Raw genomic sequence first — 23,415 nt, forward strand, 5'->3', positions numbered from 1 at the left:
TCTAGCGGAGGATATCGATATGGCCACGATCGCATTCATCGGTCTCGGCAACATGGGCGGCCCGATGGCTGCCAATCTGGTCAAGGCCGGCCACAAGGTGGTGGCGTTCGATCTCGCCGAGGCCTCCCGCAACCAGGCCAAGGCCGATGGCGCCGGCATTGCCGACAGCGCTGCGGGTGCGGTGAAGGGCGCCGATGTCGTCGTCACCATGCTGCCGGCCGGCAAACACGTGCTCGGCGTCTGGAGCGAGGTCGTTCCCGCCATGGCCAAGGGCGCGCTGATCATCGACAGCTCCACCATCGACGTCGAGAGCGCGCGTCAGGCGCATGCGCTGGCGGCCAAGCACGGCGTGCTCTCGGTCGACGCGCCGGTGTCCGGCGGCACGGGCGGTGCCAAGGGTGCGACCCTCACCTTCATGTGCGGCGGCGAGGAGGGCGCGTTCGCTGCGGCAAGGCCCGTGCTGGAGAAGATGGGCAAGAAGATCGTGCATTGCGGCGGCGCCGGCGCAGGTCAGGCGGCCAAGATCTGCAACAACATGATCCTCGGCATCTCCATGATCGCGGTGAGCGAGGCCTTTGCGCTGGGCGAGAAGCTCGGACTCTCGCATCAGGCGCTGTTCGACGTTGCCTCGACCTCGTCGGGCCAATGCTGGTCGCTGACGACCTATTGCCCGGTGCCGGGCCCGGTGCCGACCTCGCCCGCCAACAACGATTACAAGCCGGGCTTTGCCTCGGCGCTGATGGTGAAGGATCTGACGCTGGCGCAGGACGCCGCCAAGGCCGCGGGCGCGGCCACGCCGCTCGGCAAGCATGCGCAGGAGATCTATCAGTCCTTCGATGCCGCCGGGCAGGGCGGGGTGGATTTTTCCGGAATTATCAAGCACGTTAGGGGGCTAGCCGGGAAAGCCTAATGACGACATTTCAGGACGCGCGCGCGTTTCTGCTAAAACACCGCACGGATTACGAGACAGCGGTCAAAGACTTCCGCTGGCCCGATCCAGTTCCCTTCAATTGGGCGCTCGACTGGTTCGACGAGCTCGCGAAGGATGCGGACGCCAAGGACCGGCCCGCGCTCTGGATCGTCGATGCCGCACAGGACAAGCAAACCAAGCTGTCTTTCGCGGCGCTCTCGCAGCGCTCCAACCAGGTCGCCAACTTCCTGCGCGCGCAGGGTCTGAAGCGCGGCGATCACCTGCTGCTGCTGCTCGGCAATGTGGTGCCGTTGTGGGAGACGATGCTGGCGGCGATGAAGCTCGGCGTCGTCGTGATTCCCGCCACCACGCTGCTCACCGCGGACGAGCTGCGCGACCGACTCGATCGCGGCAAGGCGAAGGCGGTGGTCGCGGCCCAGGACCAGGTCGCGAAATTCGCGAGCCTTGGTGCGGAGAACATCGTCCGCATCGTCGTCGGCACGTCCTCCGATGGCTGGCTTTCGTACGATGACGCAACGAAGGCGTCGGAGAGCTTTACGGCTGACGGTCCGACCAATGCCGACGACCCGATGCTGCTCTATTTCACCTCGGGCACCACGGCGAAACCAAAGCTGGTGCTGCACAGCCAGCGCAGTTATCCCGTCGGCCACCTCTCGACCATGTATTGGATCGGGCTGAAGCCGGGCGACGTCCATCTCAACATCTCATCGCCCGGCTGGGCCAAGCACGCCTGGAGCTGTTTCTTCGCGCCGTGGAACGCGGGCGCGACCGTGTTCGTGGTCAACCAGCCGCGCTTCGATGCCAAGGGGCTGCTCGCCACCATCGGCCGCTGCGGCGTCACCACGCTGTGCGCGCCGCCGACGGTGTGGCGGCTGTTCATCCAGGAGAACCTTGCGTCGTTCAAGGTGAGCTTGCGCGAGGTCTGCGGCGCCGGCGAGCCGCTCAATCCGGAAGTGATCGACCAGGTGCAGGCCGCCTGGGGCCTCACCATCCGCGACGGCTACGGCCAGACCGAGACCACCGCGCTAGCCGGCAACTCGCCTGGGCAAAAGATCAAGGTCGGCTCGATGGGCCGGCCGCTGCCGGGCTATCGCGTACAGGTCAGCGACGCCGACGGCCATCCGGCGAAGGAAGGCGAGGTGGCCCTGGTGCTGGGTGCTGACCGTCCGGCCGGCCTGATGCAGGGTTATCAGGGCGACGACGGCAAGCTCTCGGGCGCGGAAGGCACGCTCTACCGCAGCGGTGACGTCGTGTTCGCGGACGAGGATGGCTATCTCACCTTCGTTGGCCGTTCCGACGACGTGTTCAAATCCTCCGACTATCGCATCAGCCCGTTCGAGCTCGAGAGCGTGCTGCTCGAGCATGAGCTCGTCGCAGAAGCTGCGGTGGTGCCGAGCCCGGACCCGATCCGGCTCGCGATCCCCAAGGCCTTTGTGCTGCTGACATCAGGTGCGGAGCGCTCGCCCGAGACCGCGCTCTCGATCTTCAGGCATCTGCACACGCGCCTTGCACCGTTCAAGCGCATCCGCCGCCTTGAAATCGTCACCGAGCTGCCGAAGACGATCTCGGGCAAGATCCGCCGCGTGCAGCTCAGACGGCTGGAGCGCGACGACGACCGCAACGATCCCCTGCGCGGTCGCGAATTCCGGGAAGAGGATTTTCCGGAGCTGCCGAAAACACGGAGTGAGACCTAAGTGAACGAAGTCTGGAAGAAGCCGCCGATTTCCCTCGAAGCCTATCAGGCCATGGTCGGCAAGGAGATCGGCGTGTCGTCGTGGCACCTGGTCGATCAGCCCCGCATCGACACCTATGCCGACGTGATTGAGGATCACCAGTTCATCCATGTCGATCCGGAGCGCGCGAAGAAAGAGACCGCCTTCGGCACCACCATCGCCCACGGCTTCCTGACGATGTCGCTGCTGTCGATCATGTCGTACGAGGTGATGCCGGTCATCGCCGGCACCACGATGGGCGTCAATTACGGCTTCGACAAGCTGCGCTTCATCTCGCCGGTGCGCTCGGGCAAGCGCGTCCGCGGCCGTTTCATGTTGGCCGAAGCCAAGCTGCGCAAGCCCAACGAGTTGCAGTCCCGCACCAACGTCACGGTGGAGATCGAGGGCGAGGACAAGCCGGCGCTGGTCGCCGACTGGCTGGGGTTGATCTATTTCGCCTGACCCGATGTGTCGTTGCCGGGCTTGACCCGGCAACCCATCGCTGCTCAAAAGCTGACCAAATCTCGTGCGGAGCGCTCTTACCCTCTCCCCCTGTGGGAGAGGGTGGCTTCGCGGAACGCGAAGCCGGGTGAGGGGTATCTCTCCACGAGCTCGGCTGCCGAGAGATACCCCTCATCCGGCGCCGTAGCCGACGCTACGCGTCGGCGTCTTTTTAGGACGGCGGCCGAAGGCCGCCTATGCCACCTTCTCCCACAAGGGGAGAAGGAAGAAAGGAAGCACTCATGGCAATCAGGTTCGACGGACGTGTCGCCATCGTCACCGGCGCGGGTAATGGCCTCGGACGCGCGCATGCGCTGGGGCTGGCCAGCCGCGGCGCAAAAGTCGTCGTCAACGATTTCGGCGGCGCGCGTGACGGCAGCGGCGGCTCGCTGTCGCCGGCCGAAGCCGTCGTCGAGGAGATCCGCAAAGCCGGCGGCACCGCGATGGCCGACGGCGCCGACGTCTCCAATTTCGAACAGGTCACCGCCATGGTGGAGCGCGCCACCAAGGAGTGGGGCAGCGTCGACCTGATGTGCGCCAATGCCGGCATCCTTCGCGACAAGTCGTTCGGCAAGATGGAGGCCGCCGATTTCCAGAAGGTGCTCGACGTGCATCTCGTCGGCACCTTCTATTGCTGCAAGGCGGCCTGGGCCGGCATGCGCGACCGCAATTACGGGCGCATCGTGCTGACGACCTCGTCCTCCGGCCTCTACGGCAATTTCGGCCAGGCCAATTACGGCGCGGCCAAGTCCGGCATGGTCGGCCTGATGAACGTGCTGGCCGAGGAAGGCCGCAAGACCGACATCCGCGTCAACATCATCTCGCCGACCGCGGCGACCCGCATGACGGAAGAGCTGCTGCCGCCGCAAGCGCTGCAACTGATGAAGCCGAACGCGATCACGCCCGCTGTCGAGTACATGCTGAGCGAGGACGCACCGACCCGCACCATCATGGGCGCCGGCGCCGGCTCCTTCGCCGTGATCAAGATCCTGGAGAGCGAAGGCATCAACCTGCCGGAATCCGAATGGACGCCGGATGCGGTCGCCGCGCATTTCGTCGAGATCAGCGACATGTCGAAGGCGAAGGCGCTGCAAGGCGCGTTCGAGCAGACGCAGAAGTATGTGGCGCAGGCCGCGGCACGGGCGGGGATCAAGCTCTGACTGACGTCGCCGTCATCGGTGCCGGTCCCGCCGGGTTGATGGCGGCGGAGGTGCTGGCGCAGGGCGGCGCCCGCGTCACTGTCTACGACGCCATGCCGTCCGCGGGCCGCAAGCTCCTAATGGCCGGTCGTGGCGGGCTCAATCTCACCCACAGCGAGCCGCTGCCGCAGTTCATGGCGCGCTATCGCGAGGCAGCGCCGATGCTGCAAGCGGCGATCGCGGCGTTCTCGCCCGATGGGCTCCGCGCCTGGAGCGCGGCGCTGGGCGAGCCGACTTTCGTCGGCAGCAGCGGGCGCGTGTTTCCAAAGGCGTTCAAAGCCTCGCCCTTGCTGCGCGCCTGGCTGCGACGCCTCGACGCCGCCGGTGTGCGTTTCGCGTTTCGTCATCGCTGGACCGGCTGGGACGACCAAGGACGGCTTCGGTTTAAAACAGCCGACGGCGTGCAGGCCATCGCGGCCAAGGCCACAGTCCTCGCGCTCGGCGGCGCAAGCTGGCCGCGGCTGGGCTCCGACGGCGGCTGGGTCGATATCCTTGCCGCGAAAGGTATTGCCATCTCGAAGCTGCGGCCGGCCAATTCCGGCTTCACCGTCGCATGGTCCGACGTGTTCCGCGACCGCTTTGAGGGCCAGCCGCTCAAGGGCGTGGCGCTGACGATCGGGGTGCATACGGTCCGCGGCGAAGCCATGATCACGCGCAGCGGCATCGAAGGTGGCGCCATCTACGCGTTGTCGGCCGAGCTGCGCGAGGCGGTGCTGGGTCTTGGGCAGGCGATGCTGACGATCGCATTGCGGCCCGACCTCGAGGCTGATGCGCTGACCACGCGCCTGTCGGGCACGCGCGGCAAGCAATCGCTCGCGAACTTCCTGCGCAAGGCGGCGCAGCTGTCGCCGGTCGGCATCGGCCTGATGCAGGAGGCCGCCATCGCATCCGGCCGGCCGCTGGCAACGTTCTCGCCGGCGGAGCTTGCGAAGCTGATCAACGCCGTTCCGGTTCAGCTCACCGGCGTTGCCCCGATCGAGCGCGCCATCTCGACGGCGGGCGGGGTGACCTTCGACGAGCTCAATGACCACTTCATGCTGCGAAAGCTGCCCGGCGTGTGCGCCGCCGGCGAGATGCTGGACTGGGAGGCGCCGACCGGCGGCTATCTGTTGCAGGCGTCGTTTGCGACGGGGGCGGCGGCCGGAAGGGGCGTGTTGCGATGGCTCGCGTCGTCCTGATCACGACGTGCCGGTCCTGGTCAGAAGATCGGTGAGAAGACCTAGCACACCAAAGCTCGCCGCGACCACGCAGACAGCGGTCCAGCCGCCAATACTCCAGGCCAGCGAGGCCGCTGCGGAGCCGACGCCGCCGCCGATGAAGAACAGCGCAACGAACAGGCCGTTGATGCGGCCGCGCACCTCGGGGGGCAGCAGATTGATGGCGCGGCGGCCGAGCGTCTGGTCGGCGGTGATGCCGACGTCGAGCAGGATCGTGCCGAGGCTCAATACCAGCAGAGCCGCCATGCGGGACTCCATCGCACCGGCCACGGCGCAGAGCGCGAGCGAGCCGATGATGAGCAGATGCGCCACAAGAAACAGCGGGCGCGCCCAGCCCTTATCGCCCCAGCGGCCAGCGAGCGGTGTCGCCGCGGCGCCTGCGACGCCGATCAGCGCGAAGGCCGCGATGCCCTTGGAGTCGAGGCCGAATGGCGCCTCCGGCAGGCGCAGCGCGACCGCCGACCAGAAGGCGGTGAAGGAGGCCATGACCAGCGATGCGGTCCAGGCCCGCACGCGCAGCACAGGTTCTTCCCGCAGCAGCTTTGGGAACGAGCGGAGCAATTCGCCGTAGCCGACGCGGGCTGCCGGTCGCAGCGTCGGCAGATAACGGCCGAGCGCACCTGCGAGGAACGTCATCAGGATGGCTGAGGCGAGATAATAGGCACGCCAGCTCCAGAGATCTGCGATCAGGCTCGCTGCTGGCCGCGACAGCAGGATGCCGATCATCAATCCGCTCATGACTTCACCGATGGCCTGGCCGCGACGCTCGGGCGCCACCATCGAAGCCACGAGCGGAACCATCATCTGGATCGCGGCGCAGGAGGCGCCGAGAATGAACGTGGCGAGCAATAGCAGCGACGGCGTCGGCGCGAGCGCCGTTGCCAGTGCCGCGAAGATCGCGCAGCCGAGCGTGCGCAGGATCAGGCGCCGGTTCTCGATGAGATCGACCAGCGGCACCAGCAACAACAGGCCGAGCGCATAGCCGAGCAGCGTTAGCGTGCTGACGAGGCCAGCCTGCCAGGCGGTCATGACCAGCGACCGGCCGATCAGTCCAACGAGGATCTGCGGCGCGAACAAATTGGTGACGACGACGCCGGTGGTGATGGCGCCGAGCCAGATCAGGGATCGCTCGGCAAGTTGCTTCGGGGATGCGTGCTTGGTGGTTTCGGAGATGGTCATGGGACCTCGCGCAGGGTACGGGGTCCCCTTTAAGCGGGGTGACTAATATGCTACAATTCAATTAAGCCTATAAAGAATATGCGAGTTCGTTATGAATACCCATGACCTTGTCGCCTTCGTCGCTGTGGTCGAGACCGGATCAATCGTTGCCGCCTCGACGCGCCTCAATCTCACGCAGCCTGGCGTAACCCGGCGCATCCAGAATCTCGAGGAGATGCTGGGCGCGCAGTTGTTGGACCGCCTGTCGAAACCGTTGAAGCCCACGGCCGCAGGTCGTGAGGCCTATGAGCAGGGCCGGCGCCTTCTTCGGATGCTGGACGACCTCAAGTCAGGCGTCGCCAATGACGGCGTTGTGCGCGGCGAGTTCAGGCTCGGCCTCACGCCGTTTCTCTCCGAGGCCGGACTCAGCGCGCCGCTCGACGCGGTGCGTGCCGAATTTCCCGCACTGAGCGTGCGCGTTGTCTCGGGCTGGTCGCCCAACCAAGTCGAGCGGGTCAGCCGCAACGAGCTGGATGCCGCCGCGATCTGCCTGCCTGACGGGGCAATGCCGCCTGCCGATCTCGTCGCCGACGATCTCGGGTCGCAGCCGGTGGTGTTCGTCGTCGCGCGCGACATGAAGATTCCGCGCACCGTCGACCTGGAGCGCCTGTCGCAGCTCTCGTGGGTGATCAACCAGGACGGTTGCGGATTTCGCGACACACTCAAGCGTCGCTTCGATGCAGAGCATTTACCGTTCACCGTCGCCGTGGAGGCGCTGGACAGCGAGCTTCGGCTGTCGCTGGTGTCACGCGGTCTGGGCGTCGGCCTGGTCACGCCGATCGGGCTGAAGCGCAGCGCATTTCGCGACAAGCTCAAGCCGGTCGCTGCGCGGGAGTTCAATCCCGCCGTGCGCGCATGGCTGGTGCATCGCCCGCCGGCCGGGCGACCGACTCGCCCGATCAACCTGTTCCGCGACGGACTGGATCGGGAGCTGCAAACTCTAATTCGCGCCTAGCGCAGCTTCCCGCGCGCCGCCACCGGCAGCGTGCCGATGATCTCCTCGCCGCGCACCATCACGACCTCGTCCATCATGTTGACGACGACGCAGACGTGGTTCGGCACGATCCGCACGACGTCGCCGACATTGGGGCGCGTGTTGCTGCGTGAGAGGTCGAGGAAGCCGTGTTCTTCCGCGAAGCGCGCAATTTTGGCCTCGGGGTGCTCCAGGATCAGGCCGTGGCCGTCGAGGCCGCCGGTGTCCGTCGTCAGCGTCTTGGAGCCGGCGTCCAGAATGCCGCGCTCGGGTGCGGCGCGGCTGACGACCGTCGAATAGATGTGCAGCGCGCAATCGTCCCAGGTGGCGGAGCCGGCGGCGACCTGCATGCGGTCATTGTAGATGTAGGTGCCGAAGCGATGCTCGGTGCCGCCCTTGAGCTTGCCGAGATTCTTCAGGTTCGGCGTGCCGCCGGTCGAGACGATCTTGGCGTCCAATCCGTGCGCGCGCACGCCGGCCAGCGCCTCGTCGTAGAATTTCTGCGCGTCGGCCCAGCCGGTCTCGGTCGGGTACAGCATGAAGCCGGCGAATTCGAGCCCCTTGGACCCGGCGATCTCGCGGGCCAGCGCAATCGCCTCAGCCGGGGTCTCGACGCCCGCGCGCTTGCGCCCCGTATCGCATTCGACCACGACCGAGAGCGGACGACCCGAGGCCGCGGCTGCCTTGGGCAGGCCGGCGACGACCGTCGAGTTATCGGCAGCGACCGTCATGTTCGCCTTCGCCTGCAGCGCGCCCAGGCGTGCCATCTTCTCTTCGCCGAGCAGATTGTAGCTGATCAGGATGTCGTCGATGCCGGCATTGGCCATGATCTCGGCCTCGCCGAGCTTCTGGCAGGTGATGCCCTTGGCGCCCGCTGCGACCTGCAGCTTCGCGATCGTCGGGTTCTTGTGCGTCTTGATGTGCGGCCGGTTGGCGACACCCGCATCGTCGCAGGCCTTCTGGATCCGCGCGATGTTGCGCTCGACCCGGTCCATGTCGATGACGGCGCAGGGTGTGCCATATTCACGGGCGATCTTGGCGGCGAGGGGAGTGGTCATGAGTTAAGCCTGTTCAATCTCTTCGCGGAGCATTTCCAGTTCGAGCCAGCGCTCTTCGGCGGCGGATAATTCGTCGTGCGCCTTGGCGATGGCGGCGGAGGTGTCGTCGAATTTCTTGCGGTCTTTGGTGTAGAGATTGGGATCATCGAGGAAGCGCTGCAGCTTGGCAATGTCGGCGTGCAGGGTCTCGATCTTCTTCGGCAGCGTTTCCAGCGCGTGCTTCTCGTTGAAGCTCAACCGACGTTTTGTCGTGGCGGGCGGAGCAGCCAGCCGCTCCTCTTTCTTCTCCGCGGGGGCTTGCGCCTTCGTCGTGTCGCGCTTGAGATCGGCACCGCGCTGCGCCAGCATGTCGCTGTAGCCGCCGGCATATTCGGTCCACTTGCCGTTGCCTTCGGGGGCGATCACGGACGTGACGACGCGGTCAAGGAAGTCGCGGTCGTGGCTGATCAGGATCACCGTGCCTTCGTAGTCGCCGAGCATGTCCTCGAGCACGTCAAGCGTTTCGAGGTCAAGATCGTTGGTCGGTTCGTCCAGCACCAGCAGGTTCGAGGGCTTTGCCAGCGCGCGCGCCAGCATCAGCCGGCCGCGCTCACCGCCCGAGAGCACCTCGACAGGCGTGCCGCGCTGCTCCTGGGCGAACAGGAAGTCCTTCATGTAGCCGACCACATGCTTCGGTTTGCCGCCGACCATGATCTGGTCGCCACGGCCGCCGGTTAGCGCCTCGGCCAGCGTCGATTTGGGATCGAGGCTTTCGCGGTGCTGGTCGAGCGTGGCCGTCTCAAGATTGGCGCCGAGCCGCACGATGCCGGAATCAGGCTCCGCGCCGCCGGTCAGCAGGTTGACCAGCGTGGTCTTGCCGGCGCCGTTCGGTCCGACGATGCCGAGCCGGTCGCCGCGCTGGATGCGGGTCGAGAAATTGTCGACGATCACGCGGTCGCCGAAGGCCTTGGTGATGCCCTTGGCCTCGATCACCAGCTTGCCGGATTGCTCCGCTTCGGACGCAGCGAGACTGGCGGTGCCGGCCGTGCCGCGATAATTGCGGCGCTGGTCGCGCAGTGCATGCAGATTGCCGAGCCGCTTGACGTTGCGCTTGCGGCGGCCGGAGACGCCGTGGCGCAGCCAGTGCTCCTCGTCGACGATCTTGCGGTCGAGCTTGTGCTGGTCGCGCTCTTCCTCGGCGAGCACCTCGTCGCGCCAGCTCTCGAACGAGGCGAAGCCACGGTCGATCTGCTTGATCTTGCCGCGGTCGAGCCATGCGGTCGAGCGCGAGAGATTGGTGAGGAAACGGCGGTCATGGCTGATGATCACCAGCGCGCCGCGGCGGCTGTCGAGCTCCTTTTCCAGCCATTCGATGGTGGAGAGGTCCAGATGGTTGGTCGGCTCGTCCAGCAGCAATATGTCGGGCGAGGGCGCCAGCACGCGAGCCAGCGCGGCACGGCGGGCCTCGCCGCCGGAGACGTTGGCCGGGTTCTCGTTGCCGGTGAGCCCGAGCTGCTCCACGAGGTAGCGCGCCTGGTACGGATCGTCGCCGGGCGCCAGGCCCGCCTCGACATAAGCGAGCGTAGTCTTGTGGTCGCCGAAATCCGGCTCCTGCGGCAGATAGCGAACGGTCGCGCCCGGCTGCACGAAGCGCGTGCCGCCGTCGGGCTCGACGAGGCCGGCTGCGATCTTCAGCAGCGTCGACTTGCCTGAGCCGTTGCGGCCGATCAGGCAGACGCGCTCGCTCGGCGCGACGTTGAGCTCGACGCCGCTGAGCAGCGGCGTGCCGCCAAAGGTGAGCTTGATGTCTTTGAGTTGGATCAGGGGCGGCGCCATGACTAGCCTTGATTCAAATTCTGGCTCGTCGCGGCCTGGTCGGCACGGCGGCGCTGGATCCGGCGCAGCGTCTGGTCGAGCGCGGAGAGGAACGCGGAGCGGTCGCGCGGCGCGAACGAGCGCGGCCCGCCGGTGACTTCGCCGGCCGAGCGCAGATCCGTCATCAGATTGCGCACCGCCAGCGTCATCCCGATCGACTCTTCCGTGAACGGCTTGCCGTTCGGTGCGATCACGTCGGCGCCCGCTTTCACGCAACGGCTCGCCAGCGGAATGTCCGATGTCACGACGACGTCGCCCGGCTTGGCCCGCTCCGCGATCCAGTCGTCGGCGGCATCCATGCCGGCGCCGGCCGCGATCCGCTCGATCATCGGGTCCTGCGGAACGCGGATGAAGTTGCCGGCGACCACGCTCACGGGCACGCCGTGCCGGAGCGCGACGCGGTAGATTTCGTCCTTCACCGGACAGGCGTCGGCGTCGACATAGATGCGGGTGGGGGTCTCAGTCATTCGCCGCGTGGTACCCCATTCGGGCCGCAAAGGCGAGGGGATTGACCGGTGTTCCCGGGGGCCTACGATCAACCCTGAAACAACAAGAATTCAGGGAAAGGCCCGCCATGCCGAACCGGCTCGAAACCTACCGCGTCGAGGCCTACAACACCGCCAAACAGTCCGAAAACAAGATGCATGACGACACGGTGGCGCGCCGCTTCGGCTTTTCCGGCGGACTGGTCCCCGGCGTCGATGTCTTCGCCTACATGATGCACGTGCCGGTGGCGCGCTGGGGCCGCGATTTCCTGTCGCGCGGGCTGGTCGAGGCCCGCTTCATCAAGCCGGTCTATGACGGCGAGACCGCCGATGTCGACGCGACCGAGCACAACGGCCTGCTCACGATCGAGGTGTTCAGCCGCACCGAGCTCTGTGCCACGGGCACGGCCTCCCTGCCGGTGGCCGCGCCCGTGGTGTCGCTGAACGACTATGTGGCGGTGCCGGTCGTAGCCGAACGCAAGCCGGTCAGCCCCGCGACTTTCGAGACCGGCAAGTGGTTCGGCACGATGCCGCGCCGCTGGGCCGGGCAGGACGCGACCGACTATCTTGCCGACATCAGGGAGGCCGATCCGATCTTCGCGCGCGAGGGGCTCGGCCATCCGGGCCTGATCCAGCGCGTGATGAACCGCGTCCTCGTCGACAACACGATTTTGGGCCCGTGGATCCATGTCGGCAGCCGCATGCAGCTGCTGTCGGCCGCGCGCGCCGGCGACGAGATCATCGCGCGGGCAAAAGTCATCGCGAATTACGAGAAGAAGGGCCACCGCTTCGTCGAGCTCGACGCGCTGGTCGTAGCCAACGGCACGACGCCGCTGGCGCACTGCCAGCATACTGCGATCTACCAGCCGCGCGAGCACGCGGCGGCCTGAAAGCCAGTTGAGGTCTCCTTGCGCGCCCTCGTTTGTTTTGGAATAGCACTCCTTTTGTCACTCCAGGCGCTTTGCGTCGTGCATGCCGCCGGACCGGTGTCCGATGGTGTGTCGCTCAGCGAGCAAACGACGACGTGGAGCACCGTCAAATTCGCCGTCGACGCGGAGAATGGCTTTGTCAGCGGGTCGCTCGACAAGAGCGTGATCGTCGAACGCAGTTTCAAATCCTACGTGCTTGAGAATCGATATCTGAGGGTAACGCTCGTGCCCGAATTCGGAGGGCGTATTCTTTCCATGGTCTACAAGCCGACCGGCCACGAGCAGCTTTATCGAACGGACGTCGGAGTGCCCTACGGCATGAAAGCCGGAAATTTCTACTACGACTGGCTGATGGTGTACGGCGGAATCTTCCCAACGTTCCCGGATGCCGAGCACGGCAAGACGTGGCTGAAGTCGTGGACTTTCCGGGTGGTGAAGGAGGGCGCCGACGAAGTCACGGTCGTGATGTCGTTCCGGGATGACTTCGACTATTCCGCGCGGCCGAGCAAGTTCAGGGGCGCGACCGGCATCGAGGCGAACTACTACGTCACGCTGAAGGCCGATCGTGCCGCACTCGATGCGCGCGTGGTGCTGAAGAATCCGAACGACGAGGCTGTCCAATACGAATACTGGACGTGCACGACGCTCGCTCCGGGATCGGAGCCGAAAAATCCCAGGGCAACGGGCGGCGCCGAAATCATCGCGCCGATCCGAACTTACACGACGCCTGCCTGGTCGGCCAATCTGGCAGACGGCGACGAGAGCGCGGGTATGGGCAGGCGGCGCTTCGAAAACCTGCGTTACTTCAAGAACTGGCCAACGATGGGCATCGCCTATGCTGCACCAGATATGCAGGGCGGGAATTTCTGGGGCGTCATCAACCATGACAATGCAGAAGGAATTATTCGCATTGCGGACAATACCCTCACGCGGGGCTTGAAAATGTGGACGTGGGGGTTTCCGTCGTTCACCGGCGAAACCGATGCCCGGAAGGATCCGAACGAGTGGCGGCCGTATGTCGAATTATGGGCGGGCGTGTCAGACCAGTTTTTCCACAGCACAGATTTTCCCGCACGCAGTGAGGTGTCGATTCCGGAAACCTACAGCCCGACCGTCGGCATGAGCAACGTGACGCATGCGAACGAGAAAATCCTGATCAATTTCTCGGCCGAGGCGTCTCGCGCCGTTCTCGAGTTCTTCAGCGTCGAACCGGCCATCCCGTTGCTTGTCACGTTGAAACAGGGTGACACGGCTCTGTTCAGCGGGGTCGTGAGCGCCGATCCGAACAACGGAAATCGCATTTCGGCAGCGATTGCCGACGGCCGCAGCGGGGAAAAGATACGGCTAACGATCACGACCACGGAGGGAAAGGAGTTGATCGCCGCCGAAACGGCGATCAAGTGATCTCTTTCGGAATGCCGGTCGAACCCCCGGCGTTGTCACGATCGCGGAACTCCCCCTACGCCGCGTTCCCCTTAGCATCCTGGATGGCGCGCCACACCCGCTCCGGGGTCAGCGGCATGTCGATGTGCTTGATGCCGTAGTCGGAGAGGGCGTCGAGCACCGCGTTTACCACCGTCGACAGGCTGCCGGCGCAGCCGGCTTCGCCGCAGCCCTTGCTGCCGAGCGGATTGGTCGTGGCCGGCACCGGGTGATCGCCGACCGTCATGTTCGGAACGTCCTCCGCGCGCGGCAGCGCGTAGTCCATCAGCGAGCCCGTGATCGGCTGGCCGCTCTCGTCGTAGCGGACATGCTCCATCAGCGCCTGGCCGATGCCCTGGACGACGCCGCCATGAAGCTGGCCCGCGACCAGCAGCGGGTTGATCACCGTGCCGAAATCGTTGACCGCGCTGTAGCGCACGATCTGCACTACGCCGGTATCAGGGTCGATCTCGACCTCGGCGACGTGGCAGCCGTTCGGGAACGCCGAGGGCACCGGTTCGCTGGTATGGTCGACGTCGAGGCTGTCAGGCACGCCGTCCGGCACCTTGCCGTCATGCAGCTTCCTGGCGAGCTCCATGATGTCGATGCTGCGATCGGTGCCGGCAATGGTGAAGCTGCCGTCGGCGAACTCGATGTCGGCCTCGGAGGCTTCCAGCATGTGCGCGGCGGCGCGCTTGCCCTTCTCGATGACGAGCTTGGCGGCGCCCACGATCGCCATGCCGCTCGCCGTGATGGAGCGCGAGCCGCCGGTGCCGTTGCCGGTGTGGACGATGTCGCTGTCGCCTTGCTCCAGCTTCACGCTGTCGAACGGCACCCCTAACTGCGCGCACAGCACCTGCGCGAATGCTGATGCGTGGCCCTGGCCGTAATCGAGTGTGCCGGTGATGAGCTGTACCGAGCCATCGGGATCGAACACGATCTTACCGAGTTCGGGGCTCGGCGGCGCGGTGACCTCGAGATAGGAGCCGACGGCGATGCCGCGCAGCTTGCCGATCTTCTTGCTCTCTTTCTTGCGCTTGGTGAAGTTCTCGTGGTCGGAGATTTCGAGCGCCTTGTTGAACACCGCCTGGAAGTCGCCGCTGTCATAGGTGACGCCGGAGGAGGCCGGGAATGGCATCTGGTTCGGCTTGATGAAGTTGCGCTTGCGCAAGGTCAGCCGGTTGATGCCCATCTCGTCGGCGGCGCGGTCGATCAGCCGCTCCATGTAGTAGTTCGCCTCGGGCCGGCCGGCGCCGCGATAGGCGCCCATCAGCGTGGTGTTGGTGAGCACCGTCTTGATGTCGACGGCCATCAGCGGCGTGCGGTAGACGCTCGAAAAGTTCTTGCCGGTGTTGAGCGAGAGCGGTCCCGGCGCGACGCCGGTGATGTAGGCGCCGAGATTGCCATAGCCTTCAAGCTTTGCCGCGAGGAAATGCCCTTCGGCGTCGAGCGCCAGCTCGGCATGGATTTTCTGCGCACGGCCGTGGCTGTCCGAGAGGAAGCTGGTGGAGCGCTCGTCCAGCCATTTCACCGGGCGGCCAAGCTCCTTGGCCGCGTAAAGGATGCACATGTATTCGGGGTAATTGACGTTCTTCATGCCGAAGGAGCCGCCGACATTGGCGGTGAGGACCCGTACCTTCTCGTTCGGCACCTTCAGGTTCTTGGCGAGGTTGGCGCGGTTGCCCGCAACGCCCTGCGTCGGCATCTGGATGGTGTAGCGCTCGGTCTTCTTGTCGTAGGAGGCGAGCCCCACGCGCGGCTCCATCGAGACGACGGCGACGCGGGTGTTCTCGATGTCGACCTTGGTGACGTGGGCGGCACTGGCGAAGGCCGCGTTCACCTTGTCCATGTCGCCATAGTGGTAGTCGAGCGCGACATTGTTCGGGATGTGGTCATAGAGCAGCGGCGCACCGGGCCTGGTGGCTTCCTCGGGATCGGTCACCGCCGGCAGCGGCTCGATATCGAGCTCGACGGCTTCGGCGGCGTCGCGCGCCTGCGCCAGCGTGTCGGCGACCACGAAGGCGACGGGATCGCCGACGAAACGGACCTTGTCGGTCGCCAGCGGCTGCCGGTTGGTCTGGAGCAGGGGGGAGCCGTCGCGGCTCTTCAGCGGCAGGCCGCAGGTGAAGGGGCCGTAGCCGGCGGCATCGAGGTCCTTGCCGGTCCAAACCCCCAGCACGCCCGGCATCGCCCTGGCGGCGTCGGTGCCGATGCCGCGGATGAGCCCATGGGCATGGGTGGAGCGGACGACCACGGCATGGGCCTGGCCGGGCAGGTTGAAATCGTCGGTGTAGCGGCCCTTGCCGCGCACCAGCGTATCGTCTTCCTTGCGGCGGACCGGCTGCCCGACGCCGTATTTTTGCAGTGCAATAGCGTTTTCGAGCGTGGACGATTTGGTGTGTTCTTGCATGGAATTGACCTGAAAAGCCGGCAATCGCGCGTTTTGGGGGGCGCCTGGAGGACCGGACCCTCCAAAAATAACCCACGGTCCCGTTCACGACAACGCACGAATGGGCATGGTCCCATGTGATGCGTTGTTGCGCAGGCTTGCCGCGCTGCTAATGTTTCAGGCGAAAAAGCAATTCCAGATCGGCCCCATCGGGCCGCGGAAAGACAATTTGTATGAATGACCACACGCGGCTCCGCGACGGCCATGCGCCGCACGGTGGGCTGGAGGGGTCGATGGCGGCGGTGGCGTTGGCCCCCGAACCGGCCGTCGCCGCGCAAGCGCCGGGAACCGGCGTCTATGCGGCGCTGGACCTCGGCACCAACAATTGCAGGCTCCTGATCGCTTGTCCGACCAGCGACGGCTTTCGCGTGGTCGATTCCTTCTCGCGCATCATCCGGCTCGGCGAGGGCGTCTCGGCGACCGGCTGCATCAGCGAGGCCGCGATCGAGCGCGCCGTCGCCGCGCTCAGCATCTGCCGCGACAAGATCAATCTGCGCAAAGCCAAGCGGCTGCGGCTGATCGCGACCGAAGCCTGCCGGGCCGCCTCGAATGCGGAAGGTTTCCGTAGCCGCGTCGCGGCCGAGACCGGCATCGAGCTCGAAGTGATCGACCGCGAGACCGAGGCCTCGCTCGCCGTGCTCGGCTGCGCGCCGCTGGTCGACCCCAGGGGCCGGGGCGCGATCCTGTTCGACATCGGCGGCGGCTCGACCGAGCTGGTGCGGATCGAGCGCGATCCGCAAAATCCGGAGCCGCGCATCAAGGCCTGGATGTCGATCCCGCTCGGCGTCGTGACGCTGGCGGAGCAATTCGGCGGCCGCGACGTCACGCCGGAAATCTATGCCGCGATGGAGCAGGAGGTCGCCAACCACGTCGCGCCGTTCGCCGAAGCGCACGGCGGCGATCTCGCCGACATGCACCTGCTCGGCACCTCAGGCACGGTGACGACGCTCGCCGGCATCCATCTCAACCTCGCGCGCTACGACCGCCGCCGCATCGACAGCATCTGGATGAACGATTCCGACATCACCGCGACCATCAGCAAGCTGCTCGGCATGAGCTACGAGGAACGCGCCAACAACAGCTGTATCAGCGTCGAGCGCGCCGATCTCGTGCTGGCCGGCTGCGCCATCCTCGATGCTATCCGCCGCGCCTTTCCGCTGCCGCGCCTGCGCGTCGCCGACCGGGGCCTGCGCGAAGGCATGCTGGTCGAGATGATGCGCGAGGACGGCGCACTCAGGAGCTGGTGAGATGGCCAAGGACACCACCGGCCGCTTGCACGTCCAGGTCAAGACCGGCGGCAAGCGCAAATTGTCGTCGAAGCTGTGGCTGGAGCGGCAGCTCAACGATCCCTATGTCGTCAAGGCGAAGGCGCTCGGCTATCGTTCGCGTGCCGCGTTCAAGCTGCTCGAGATCGACGACAAATACCGCCTGCTCAAACACGGCATGGCGGTGGTCGATCTCGGCGCTGCGCCGGGCGGCTGGAGCCAGATCGCCGCCAAGCGCGTCGGCTCGGTCGACGGCAAGGGCAAGGTGGTCGCGATCGACCTGTTGGACATGCCCGAGATTGCCGGCGTCGACTTCGCGCAGCTCGACTTCATGGACAACGACGCACCCGCGAAGCTCACTGCGATGCTCCGGGGCGGCGCCGACATCGTGATGTCCGACATGGCCGCCAACACCACCGGCCACCGCAAGACCGACCAGCTCCGCATTGTCGGCCTGATCGAGACGGCGGCCGCGTTCGCCTGCGACGTGCTGAAACCGGGCGGGGCATTCCTGGCCAAGACGTTCCAGAGCGGCGCCGACGCCGATCTGCTGGCCCAGCTCAAGCGCGATTTTGCGACAGTGCGGCATGTGAAGCCCGCGGCCAGCAGACAGGATTCCTCCGAGCGCTATGTGCTGGCGACGGGGTTTCGCGGCGGGCAGCCGGACCCGGGCTGACGTGTCACGCTCACATGAGCATGACATTCACATCGATAATATCTTGAGCTGATAGATACATCATCTGCAATTCCAGCGGGTGAGATCAATCCATGCCGTGCCTTCATCGACAACGCTTGCGCGTTTGCAAGCATCGCCTGTCCCTTGCCTCGGTCTCCTTTCTGGCGTTGGCGTCGCTCGGCTTTGCTTCGGCGACGACGTCGCGTGCAGGGACGTCGATCACGGTCAGCACCCAGAGGCCTTACAATATCGGCCTCAGCGGCAACGACGATCTCGGTGATCTCAAGAAGATCTACCAGAGCGCGAACAGCCCGTCCGAGCAGGCTCTCGACCAGTTCAACCAGATCATCACCGATACCGGCATGAAGCGGACGCGCCTGCTGCTCAGTGATGTCTATTGCGATGTCGATCAGACCGGCGATGTGTTCGGGTACACGCAGGACGGCGTTTTCCATCCGGGCGACTGCCAGCCTCTGGCCTGGCATCTTGAGTGGGCCCTGGGTCGCGGGCTCTCGCCTCACGTGGCGGTCGCGGCCTTCATGCCGCCGCGCCTGGTGCAATACGGACCTGGCGAGAGTTGGAATCGGAACGGGCCGGCTCCGGCACTTTTCCAGAAATACGCCAACGCTCTCGTGCGATATATCGCGAAGAAATCGTTCGACGGCGGGGCGTCATCCGTCATCTTCGAGGTCAGCAACGAGGCTGATATCGCCGATTCAGCCCCGGAGAACTGGAGTGACACCAATCCATCCGCCTACAGGCTCAAGCCATTGGGGTCATGGGGCCGTTGGCTGTGGTGGATGGATCCGGCCAAGTATGTCCTCAACCAGTGGACCCCGCTGCAGACCCACGTGATGTCCAAGGCCGAAGATCCGACCTTGTCGTACCCCTACGGGCTCGATGCGCGCCGTCTGCCCAGGCAACTCTTGCCGGTTCAGAAGGTCTTCTCGCAGGCGATCGTGAACATCAGAAACGAACTCGCCGCCAACCAGAGTTATAACGGCAAGACGCTGGAAATGGCCGGGCCGGCCCTGGTCGGACTGAGCTTCAACTATTATCCGGCGGAGAATCTTCCGACGCTGGAGGAAGTCTTCCTCGACCAGACCTTCAATCCGCTGGCAGACACCTACTTGGCAAAATTCAACGCGCGGCTCGATCGTTTTTCGTTCCACTATTACGGCTCGACAGACGGCACCGGCGGTTTCGCGTTCTTCGACAATCTGGTCGACAAGGCCAAGGCCAAGCTGGACGCCTTGAAGAAGAACAATGCCAACATGCCCGACGTTAGACTGTTCCTGTCGGAATGGGGCCCTACGGCCTATGAGGCGACTGACGTCAATTATTCGCACAAGGGGGCGGCGTGGACGGCGGCGTTCCTGTCCGAAGCCGTGAAAAAGAAGATATCAATGGGGTCGTACCTCATTATCGGCGACGGCCAGGGGGATCCGAACATCACACCTTTCCTCGGCCAGGCCAGCCTGCTGCACAAGGTGCCGCACGGCGACAAGCCGGCCGACTACTACCCGAAGCCGGTCGCGAACCTCTTCAAGATGTACAACAAGATGTCAGGCCAGCGGGTGCAGGCTGCGCTCACCGGCGGGGCGGGCTCCCGCCTCAACGCGTTCGCGACCTGGGATGGCGCTAACTCGACCGCGAACATCATGGTCTACAACTATGATCCGACACGTGTCTTCGGCAACAACATTTCGACCGAGACGCCGGAGGGGATTTCGCTTGAGGTTGACAACCTGCCGTTCAGCGACGGCTCGACCGTGACGATTGAGCGCTACCTGATCGATGCGAATACCAGCAACCTGGCGAAGTTCTATTCCGATCCGACCCACCCCGATCCCAACCTGCAGAGGATATTGCTGCAGCGAACGATCCATAGCGGAAAGCTCGTCCTGACGGGCGACGCGCTCGGGCTGGGTGTCGTGCTCTACCGCATATTGCCGCCGACGGTGGTTCCCTAAGTTAGTTGAACGCAAACCAGACCTTGGCGACGAATGTCGCGCCGCACCAGTTCGAGACCAGGCCGTCCGGGTTGGTGATCGGATTGACACGGCCGCCCGGCCGCGCATTTGGATCGCCTGTAAAGACGAAGCAGTTTTCCTTCGACAGATTGGTGTCGTAGTAGCGCAGATCGAGGTTGAGCGCCTTATGCGTGAACGTCACGCCGGCCTGCCAGTTGAGATAGGCAGGCAGCGGGAAGCCGCCGAGTTGCGGGGTCTGGTTGCCAAACCAGGAATAGCCGGCGGCGGTGGTGAACGACACGGTCAGGTTCTTCAGCAGGAACCGCTCCGGCACGTCGAAGCCGACTCCGGCCGCCACATATTGGCTCCAGGCGCCGGTGTTCGAGACGTTCGGAGAATAGGCGTAACCGCCAGCGACGCGGACTTGATCGCCGATGCGTCGATCGCCGCGGACAACGATCTCCCAATAATTGATGCCGTTGGTCTCGCCAGGAAGTCTTTCACCGGGATAGGCGAAATAGGTCGCCCCAAGATCAAAATCGATCGTGGCAATCTGCGGGCGCATGCCGGCGGCAAAGGTGAGTTCGGCGGCCGGTTGGGTCGGCAGCTTGACGGTGGCGACCGTTGTGCCGGCGTAGAGCGGGCCCCATCTCGTCTCGAAGGCTGCGCCAGCCGCGGGGCCATGATCGGACAGCGTGGTCCCGCGATAGATGTAGTCGGATGCAAGCCCCGCGCGAGCGCTGAATTCGAGCTCGTCGGCAGGCGTTGCGTGGGTGGTGTCGGCCGCCGACCAACCGCGGTTGCCGAGGCCGAGCGCCCCGGCCGAGGATTGGGCCAGCGCCAAACCGCCGGTCATGGGTGCAAGCCACAATCCGGCCAGCGCGGCAAATAAGGCGCCGCTTGCACCCCGAAACGATGTTTCGTGTCGCCGCAAGTCGATCATCCTCCCAGAGCGACCGCGATGCCAACCAGCGTACTACCGACAGCCACCATCGCAAGTCCCGCCACCGAAGGCCGCAGCCCGCTACGAACCCCGAACACGTAACCGCAACAGAACAGCATCACGATGGCGACGGCGTAGGAGACGCGGAGCGCTAGTCTGGCGTCGCTCAGGAACAGGAACGGGATGACCACCGGGAAGGTCGACAGGAAGCTCAGCAGGCAAAGGCCGAGCGCGCCGATCCAGTCGCGCTTCGTTAGCCCTGGACCGGGAGCCGGCTCAGGCAATTGTTGCAACCGTTTCCGCATCGATTCCAACTGCTCTACGGGCAGCATGGCCGACAATTCCGGCGGCAGCGCGTCGGCAATGACGCGGCGCGCTGCTTCGGGATCCGGCGCCTTCCGTATCGCGCGGAGGGTCAGAATCTTGTCTCCCCGGTCATTGATGCGCGCCAGCAGATAAAGACCGCCGTCAACGATGCCCCATGCGAGATTGCAGCCGAGCGCGCCGATCAGCATTGTTTGAATATTGATATTGGTCCCGGTCGCGACACCGAGCGAACAGATGAAGGTGAGGGCCATGATCAGCCCGAACAAGGTCTCCGAGATCCGTTCCATCGGATCAAGTACGTCCCCGAACGGAGTATCCGGTCCCAATAGAGCCATGGCTTGGTCTTCGATCACCGTTTGCAGGTGTCATCGAGGCTCATGTCCGGCTTTCGCTCCTTGAGCTAGGTCAAGGCGGCTGGGCACGAGTGCTGGGCCGATCGGCCGGCGGACGCCGCCCGTGCCCGCCACATCGTGGACGATTTTACGACGTCGGGTTCTGACCGACGTCGCTCGGACCTGATAGCGCTTTACCCCAGCCGCTGATCCCGCACGTCCTGCGTATCCTCCGTCGCCGTCTTGACGGCGGCGGTCGCCGCGCTCTTTGCGGCCCCCTTGCGGCTGGCGATCTCGACCGCCTTGCGGCCGGAGATCTCGTGGCCGGCATCGGCAGGCATCTGCCAGAAGAACCAGCTCGACGCCGCCGAGGTCAGCGCGATCACGACGAAGGCCGGCGCGAACACGGTGGCGTCGATCTCGCTGACATGGTTGAACCACATCGTCGTTTCCACGCAGGCCGCGCCGACCGCGACGCCGGCGGAGACGGCGAGCTGCTGGTTGACGCTGACCAGTGTGGTGGCGCGGCTCATCTGCGCGGTCTCGACGTCGGCATAGGCCACCGTGTTGATCGCGGTGAACTCCAGCGAGCGGAAGAAGCCGCCGACCACCAGGATCACCAAGATGATGAGCAGCGGCGTCGTCACCGTGAACAGCGCGCAGACGCCGAGGAAGAACGCGCTGACGACCGCGTTCACCGTCATCAAGTTGCGGAAGCCGAAGGTGCGGATGATGCGCGCGGCCAGCGTCTTCATGCCCATGGCGCCGAGCGAGGAGCCGAAGGTGACGAGGCCGGAATGGAAGGGCGACAGCCCGAAGCCGATCTGCATCAGCAGCGGAAGCAGGAACGGTAGCGCGCCGATGCCGAGCCGGAACATGAAGCCGCCGAAAACGGCCGCGCGCAGCGTCGGCAGCTTCAGCAGCGAAAAATCCAGCACCGGCGAACCTGTCCGCCGCGCGTGCAGGACGTACAGTGTCATCGAGATTGCGCCGCCCACGACCAGGGCCGCGACCGTGCTCCAGGGCAGAAGGTTGAGCCCGGCGACGGACAGACCGAACGCGATGCCGGCGAGGCCGACGCCCGCGAGCACCATGCCGTAAAGATCGAACGGTTCCCGCGTCTCGCTCTTGATCGGATCGATGAAGCGCAAGGCCATGAAGATGCCGAGCAGCCCGATCGGAATGTTGATCAGAAAGATCCAGTGCCATGATGCATAGGTCGTGATGAAGCCGCCGAGCGGCGGGCCGATCACGGGGCCGATGAGGGCAGGGACCGTCACCCAGGCCATCGCGTTGACCAGCGCGCTCTTGTCGACCGAGCGCAGCAGCACCAGGCGTCCCACCGGCGTCATCATCGCCCCGCCCATGCCCTGAAGGATGCGCGCGAATACGAAATCGGTGACGGAGGTCGAGAGTGCGCAGCCGATCGAGCCGACCATGAACACGCCGACCGCGATCGCGAACACCATGCGCGCGCCGAACCGGTCCGCAGTCCAGCCGCTCGCCGGGATGAACACCGCGAGCGACAGCAGATAGGAGGTGATGGCAAGCTTGAGCGTCAGCGGGCTCGTGCCGATGTCGGCCGCGATCGCGGGCAGCGAGGTGGCGATCACCGTCGAATCCATGTTCTCCATGAAGAGAGCGGTGGCCACGATCAGCGGAATGACGCGTTGCTTGTCGACCATGACGGATTGGTAATGAAAATCAGAAGGAAAGGTGGACTTGCGGCTTATCACCGCCGCTCCGCCGGGACCATTGCGGATCAACGCATAGCACCTAAATCCTGCGTAACAACGGTGTGACCCTCACCGGCGGTTGCACGCGCTCCCGCGTCATTCCGGGGCGCGCCCCTTGGCGGGCCCGGAATCCATCGGGCCCCACAGACCGCTGCGGGATGGATTCCGGGCTCGCGACTTCGTCGCGTCGGGGAATGCCAAGGGGTGGCCGCCTC

At 65.1% G+C, this 23,415-nt stretch carries 19 protein-coding genes; 11 read left to right on the forward strand and 8 right to left on the reverse strand.

What is annotated here, in order from left to right; all coding sequences use genetic code 11:
• The first annotated feature begins 13 nt into the window (after positions 1-13).
• The 5 genes from mmsB to IVB46_RS25780 all read left to right on the forward strand — a co-directional run bounded on the left by mmsB (position 14) and on the right by IVB46_RS25780 (position 5,521).
• A complete protein-coding gene (gene mmsB / locus IVB46_RS25760) occupies positions 14-910 on the forward strand; it encodes a 3-hydroxyisobutyrate dehydrogenase (protein ID WP_346016141.1) in 897 nt (298 codons plus the stop codon).
• Complete coding sequence (locus IVB46_RS25765; RefSeq protein ID WP_247312046.1) at positions 910-2,625, forward strand: AMP-binding protein; 1,716 nt, start codon at positions 910-912, stop codon at positions 2,623-2,625. Before mmsB ends, IVB46_RS25765 begins: the two co-directional genes overlap by 1 nt.
• Positions 2,626-3,105 (forward strand): MaoC family dehydratase, encoded by a 480-nt coding sequence (locus tag IVB46_RS25770; RefSeq protein ID WP_166095395.1) that lies wholly within the window; start codon positions 2,626-2,628, stop codon positions 3,103-3,105.
• Positions 3,106-3,386: 281 nt separating this feature from the next.
• On the forward strand, positions 3,387-4,304 hold the full coding sequence (locus IVB46_RS25775) for an SDR family NAD(P)-dependent oxidoreductase (protein ID WP_247312049.1): 918 nt from the start codon (positions 3,387-3,389) through the stop codon (positions 4,302-4,304).
• Entirely contained in the window at positions 4,301-5,521 is a 1,221-nt protein-coding gene (locus tag IVB46_RS25780) for a TIGR03862 family flavoprotein (RefSeq protein WP_256468639.1), read from the forward strand. The genes IVB46_RS25775 and IVB46_RS25780 overlap by 4 nt, the downstream gene beginning before the upstream one ends.
• Here IVB46_RS25780 and IVB46_RS25785 read toward each other — a convergent pair whose 3' ends face one another.
• A complete protein-coding gene (locus tag IVB46_RS25785; protein ID WP_247343724.1) occupies positions 5,522-6,739 on the reverse strand; it encodes an MFS transporter in 1,218 nt (405 codons plus the stop codon). It lies immediately after the preceding gene.
• 91 nt (positions 6,740-6,830) lie between these two features.
• Here IVB46_RS25785 and IVB46_RS25790 point away from each other — a divergent pair, with 91 nt between their 5' ends.
• Entirely contained in the window at positions 6,831-7,733 is a 903-nt protein-coding gene (locus IVB46_RS25790) for a LysR family transcriptional regulator (protein ID WP_247343727.1), read from the forward strand.
• On the opposite strand, the gene IVB46_RS25795 is transcribed toward IVB46_RS25790, so the two are convergent.
• Genes IVB46_RS25795 through IVB46_RS25805 form a run of 3 tightly spaced genes read right to left on the reverse strand, consistent with a single transcriptional unit; the run spans position 7,730 to position 11,130 of the window.
• Positions 7,730-8,809 carry a D-TA family PLP-dependent enzyme gene (locus IVB46_RS25795; protein WP_071914872.1) on the reverse strand — a complete coding sequence of 360 codons (1,080 nt, stop codon included), beginning with the start codon at positions 8,807-8,809 and terminating at the stop codon, positions 7,730-7,732. The genes IVB46_RS25790 and IVB46_RS25795 overlap by 4 nt on opposite strands.
• Positions 8,810-8,812: 3 nt before the next feature.
• Positions 8,813-10,624, reverse strand: coding sequence for an ATP-binding cassette domain-containing protein (locus IVB46_RS25800; RefSeq protein ID WP_247312062.1), 1,812 nt, complete (start codon positions 10,622-10,624; stop codon positions 8,813-8,815).
• Between the two features lie 2 nt (positions 10,625-10,626).
• On the reverse strand, positions 10,627-11,130 hold the full coding sequence (locus tag IVB46_RS25805; RefSeq protein ID WP_247312065.1) for a YaiI/YqxD family protein: 504 nt from the start codon (positions 11,128-11,130) through the stop codon (positions 10,627-10,629).
• A 107-nt stretch (positions 11,131-11,237) separates the two neighbouring features.
• Here IVB46_RS25805 and IVB46_RS25810 point away from each other — a divergent pair, with 107 nt between their 5' ends.
• Both IVB46_RS25810 and IVB46_RS25815 read left to right on the forward strand, forming a co-directional pair.
• Positions 11,238-12,038: a hypothetical protein gene (locus IVB46_RS25810; protein WP_247312067.1), complete on the forward strand. Its 801-nt coding sequence runs from the start codon at positions 11,238-11,240 to the stop codon at positions 12,036-12,038.
• Positions 12,039-12,056: 18 nt separating this feature from the next.
• Positions 12,057-13,481: a DUF5107 domain-containing protein gene (locus tag IVB46_RS25815; RefSeq protein ID WP_247312070.1), complete on the forward strand. Its 1,425-nt coding sequence runs from the start codon at positions 12,057-12,059 to the stop codon at positions 13,479-13,481.
• 55 nt (positions 13,482-13,536) lie between these two features.
• Here the strand turns inward: IVB46_RS25815 and IVB46_RS25820 are convergent, their stop codons facing one another.
• A complete protein-coding gene (locus IVB46_RS25820; RefSeq protein WP_247312073.1) occupies positions 13,537-15,909 on the reverse strand; it encodes a xanthine dehydrogenase family protein molybdopterin-binding subunit in 2,373 nt (790 codons plus the stop codon).
• A 212-nt stretch (positions 15,910-16,121) separates the two neighbouring features.
• On the opposite strand from IVB46_RS25820, the gene IVB46_RS25825 reads away from it, so the two are divergent.
• The 3 genes from IVB46_RS25825 (at position 16,122) to IVB46_RS25835 (ending at position 19,862) form a co-directional block, all read left to right on the forward strand.
• Positions 16,122-17,195, forward strand: coding sequence for a Ppx/GppA phosphatase family protein (locus IVB46_RS25825; protein WP_071914860.1), 1,074 nt, complete (start codon positions 16,122-16,124; stop codon positions 17,193-17,195).
• A gap of 1 nt (position 17,196) precedes the next feature.
• Positions 17,197-17,889, forward strand: coding sequence for an RlmE family RNA methyltransferase (locus tag IVB46_RS25830; RefSeq protein ID WP_247312075.1), 693 nt, complete (start codon positions 17,197-17,199; stop codon positions 17,887-17,889).
• A 116-nt stretch (positions 17,890-18,005) separates the two neighbouring features.
• Entirely contained in the window at positions 18,006-19,862 is a 1,857-nt protein-coding gene (locus tag IVB46_RS25835; protein WP_247343730.1) for a hypothetical protein, read from the forward strand.
• Between the two features lies 1 nt (position 19,863).
• On the opposite strand, the gene IVB46_RS25840 is transcribed toward IVB46_RS25835, so the two are convergent.
• The 3 genes from IVB46_RS25840 to IVB46_RS25850 all read right to left on the reverse strand — a co-directional run bounded on the left by IVB46_RS25840 (position 19,864) and on the right by IVB46_RS25850 (position 23,149).
• Positions 19,864-20,718 carry a TorF family putative porin gene (locus tag IVB46_RS25840; RefSeq protein WP_247312081.1) on the reverse strand — a complete coding sequence of 285 codons (855 nt, stop codon included), beginning with the start codon at positions 20,716-20,718 and terminating at the stop codon, positions 19,864-19,866.
• Between the two features lie 83 nt (positions 20,719-20,801).
• Positions 20,802-21,485 carry a VIT1/CCC1 transporter family protein gene (locus tag IVB46_RS44920; protein WP_247312085.1) on the reverse strand — a complete coding sequence of 228 codons (684 nt, stop codon included), beginning with the start codon at positions 21,483-21,485 and terminating at the stop codon, positions 20,802-20,804.
• Positions 21,486-21,658: 173 nt separating this feature from the next.
• Entirely contained in the window at positions 21,659-23,149 is a 1,491-nt protein-coding gene (locus tag IVB46_RS25850) for an MFS transporter (protein WP_247343733.1), read from the reverse strand.
• Between the last annotated feature and the right edge of the window lie 266 nt (positions 23,150-23,415).

Origin of the sequence: Bradyrhizobium sp. 61, assembly GCF_023073075.1 — a bacterium.
GTDB lineage: Bacteria > Pseudomonadota > Alphaproteobacteria > Rhizobiales > Xanthobacteraceae > Bradyrhizobium > Bradyrhizobium barranii.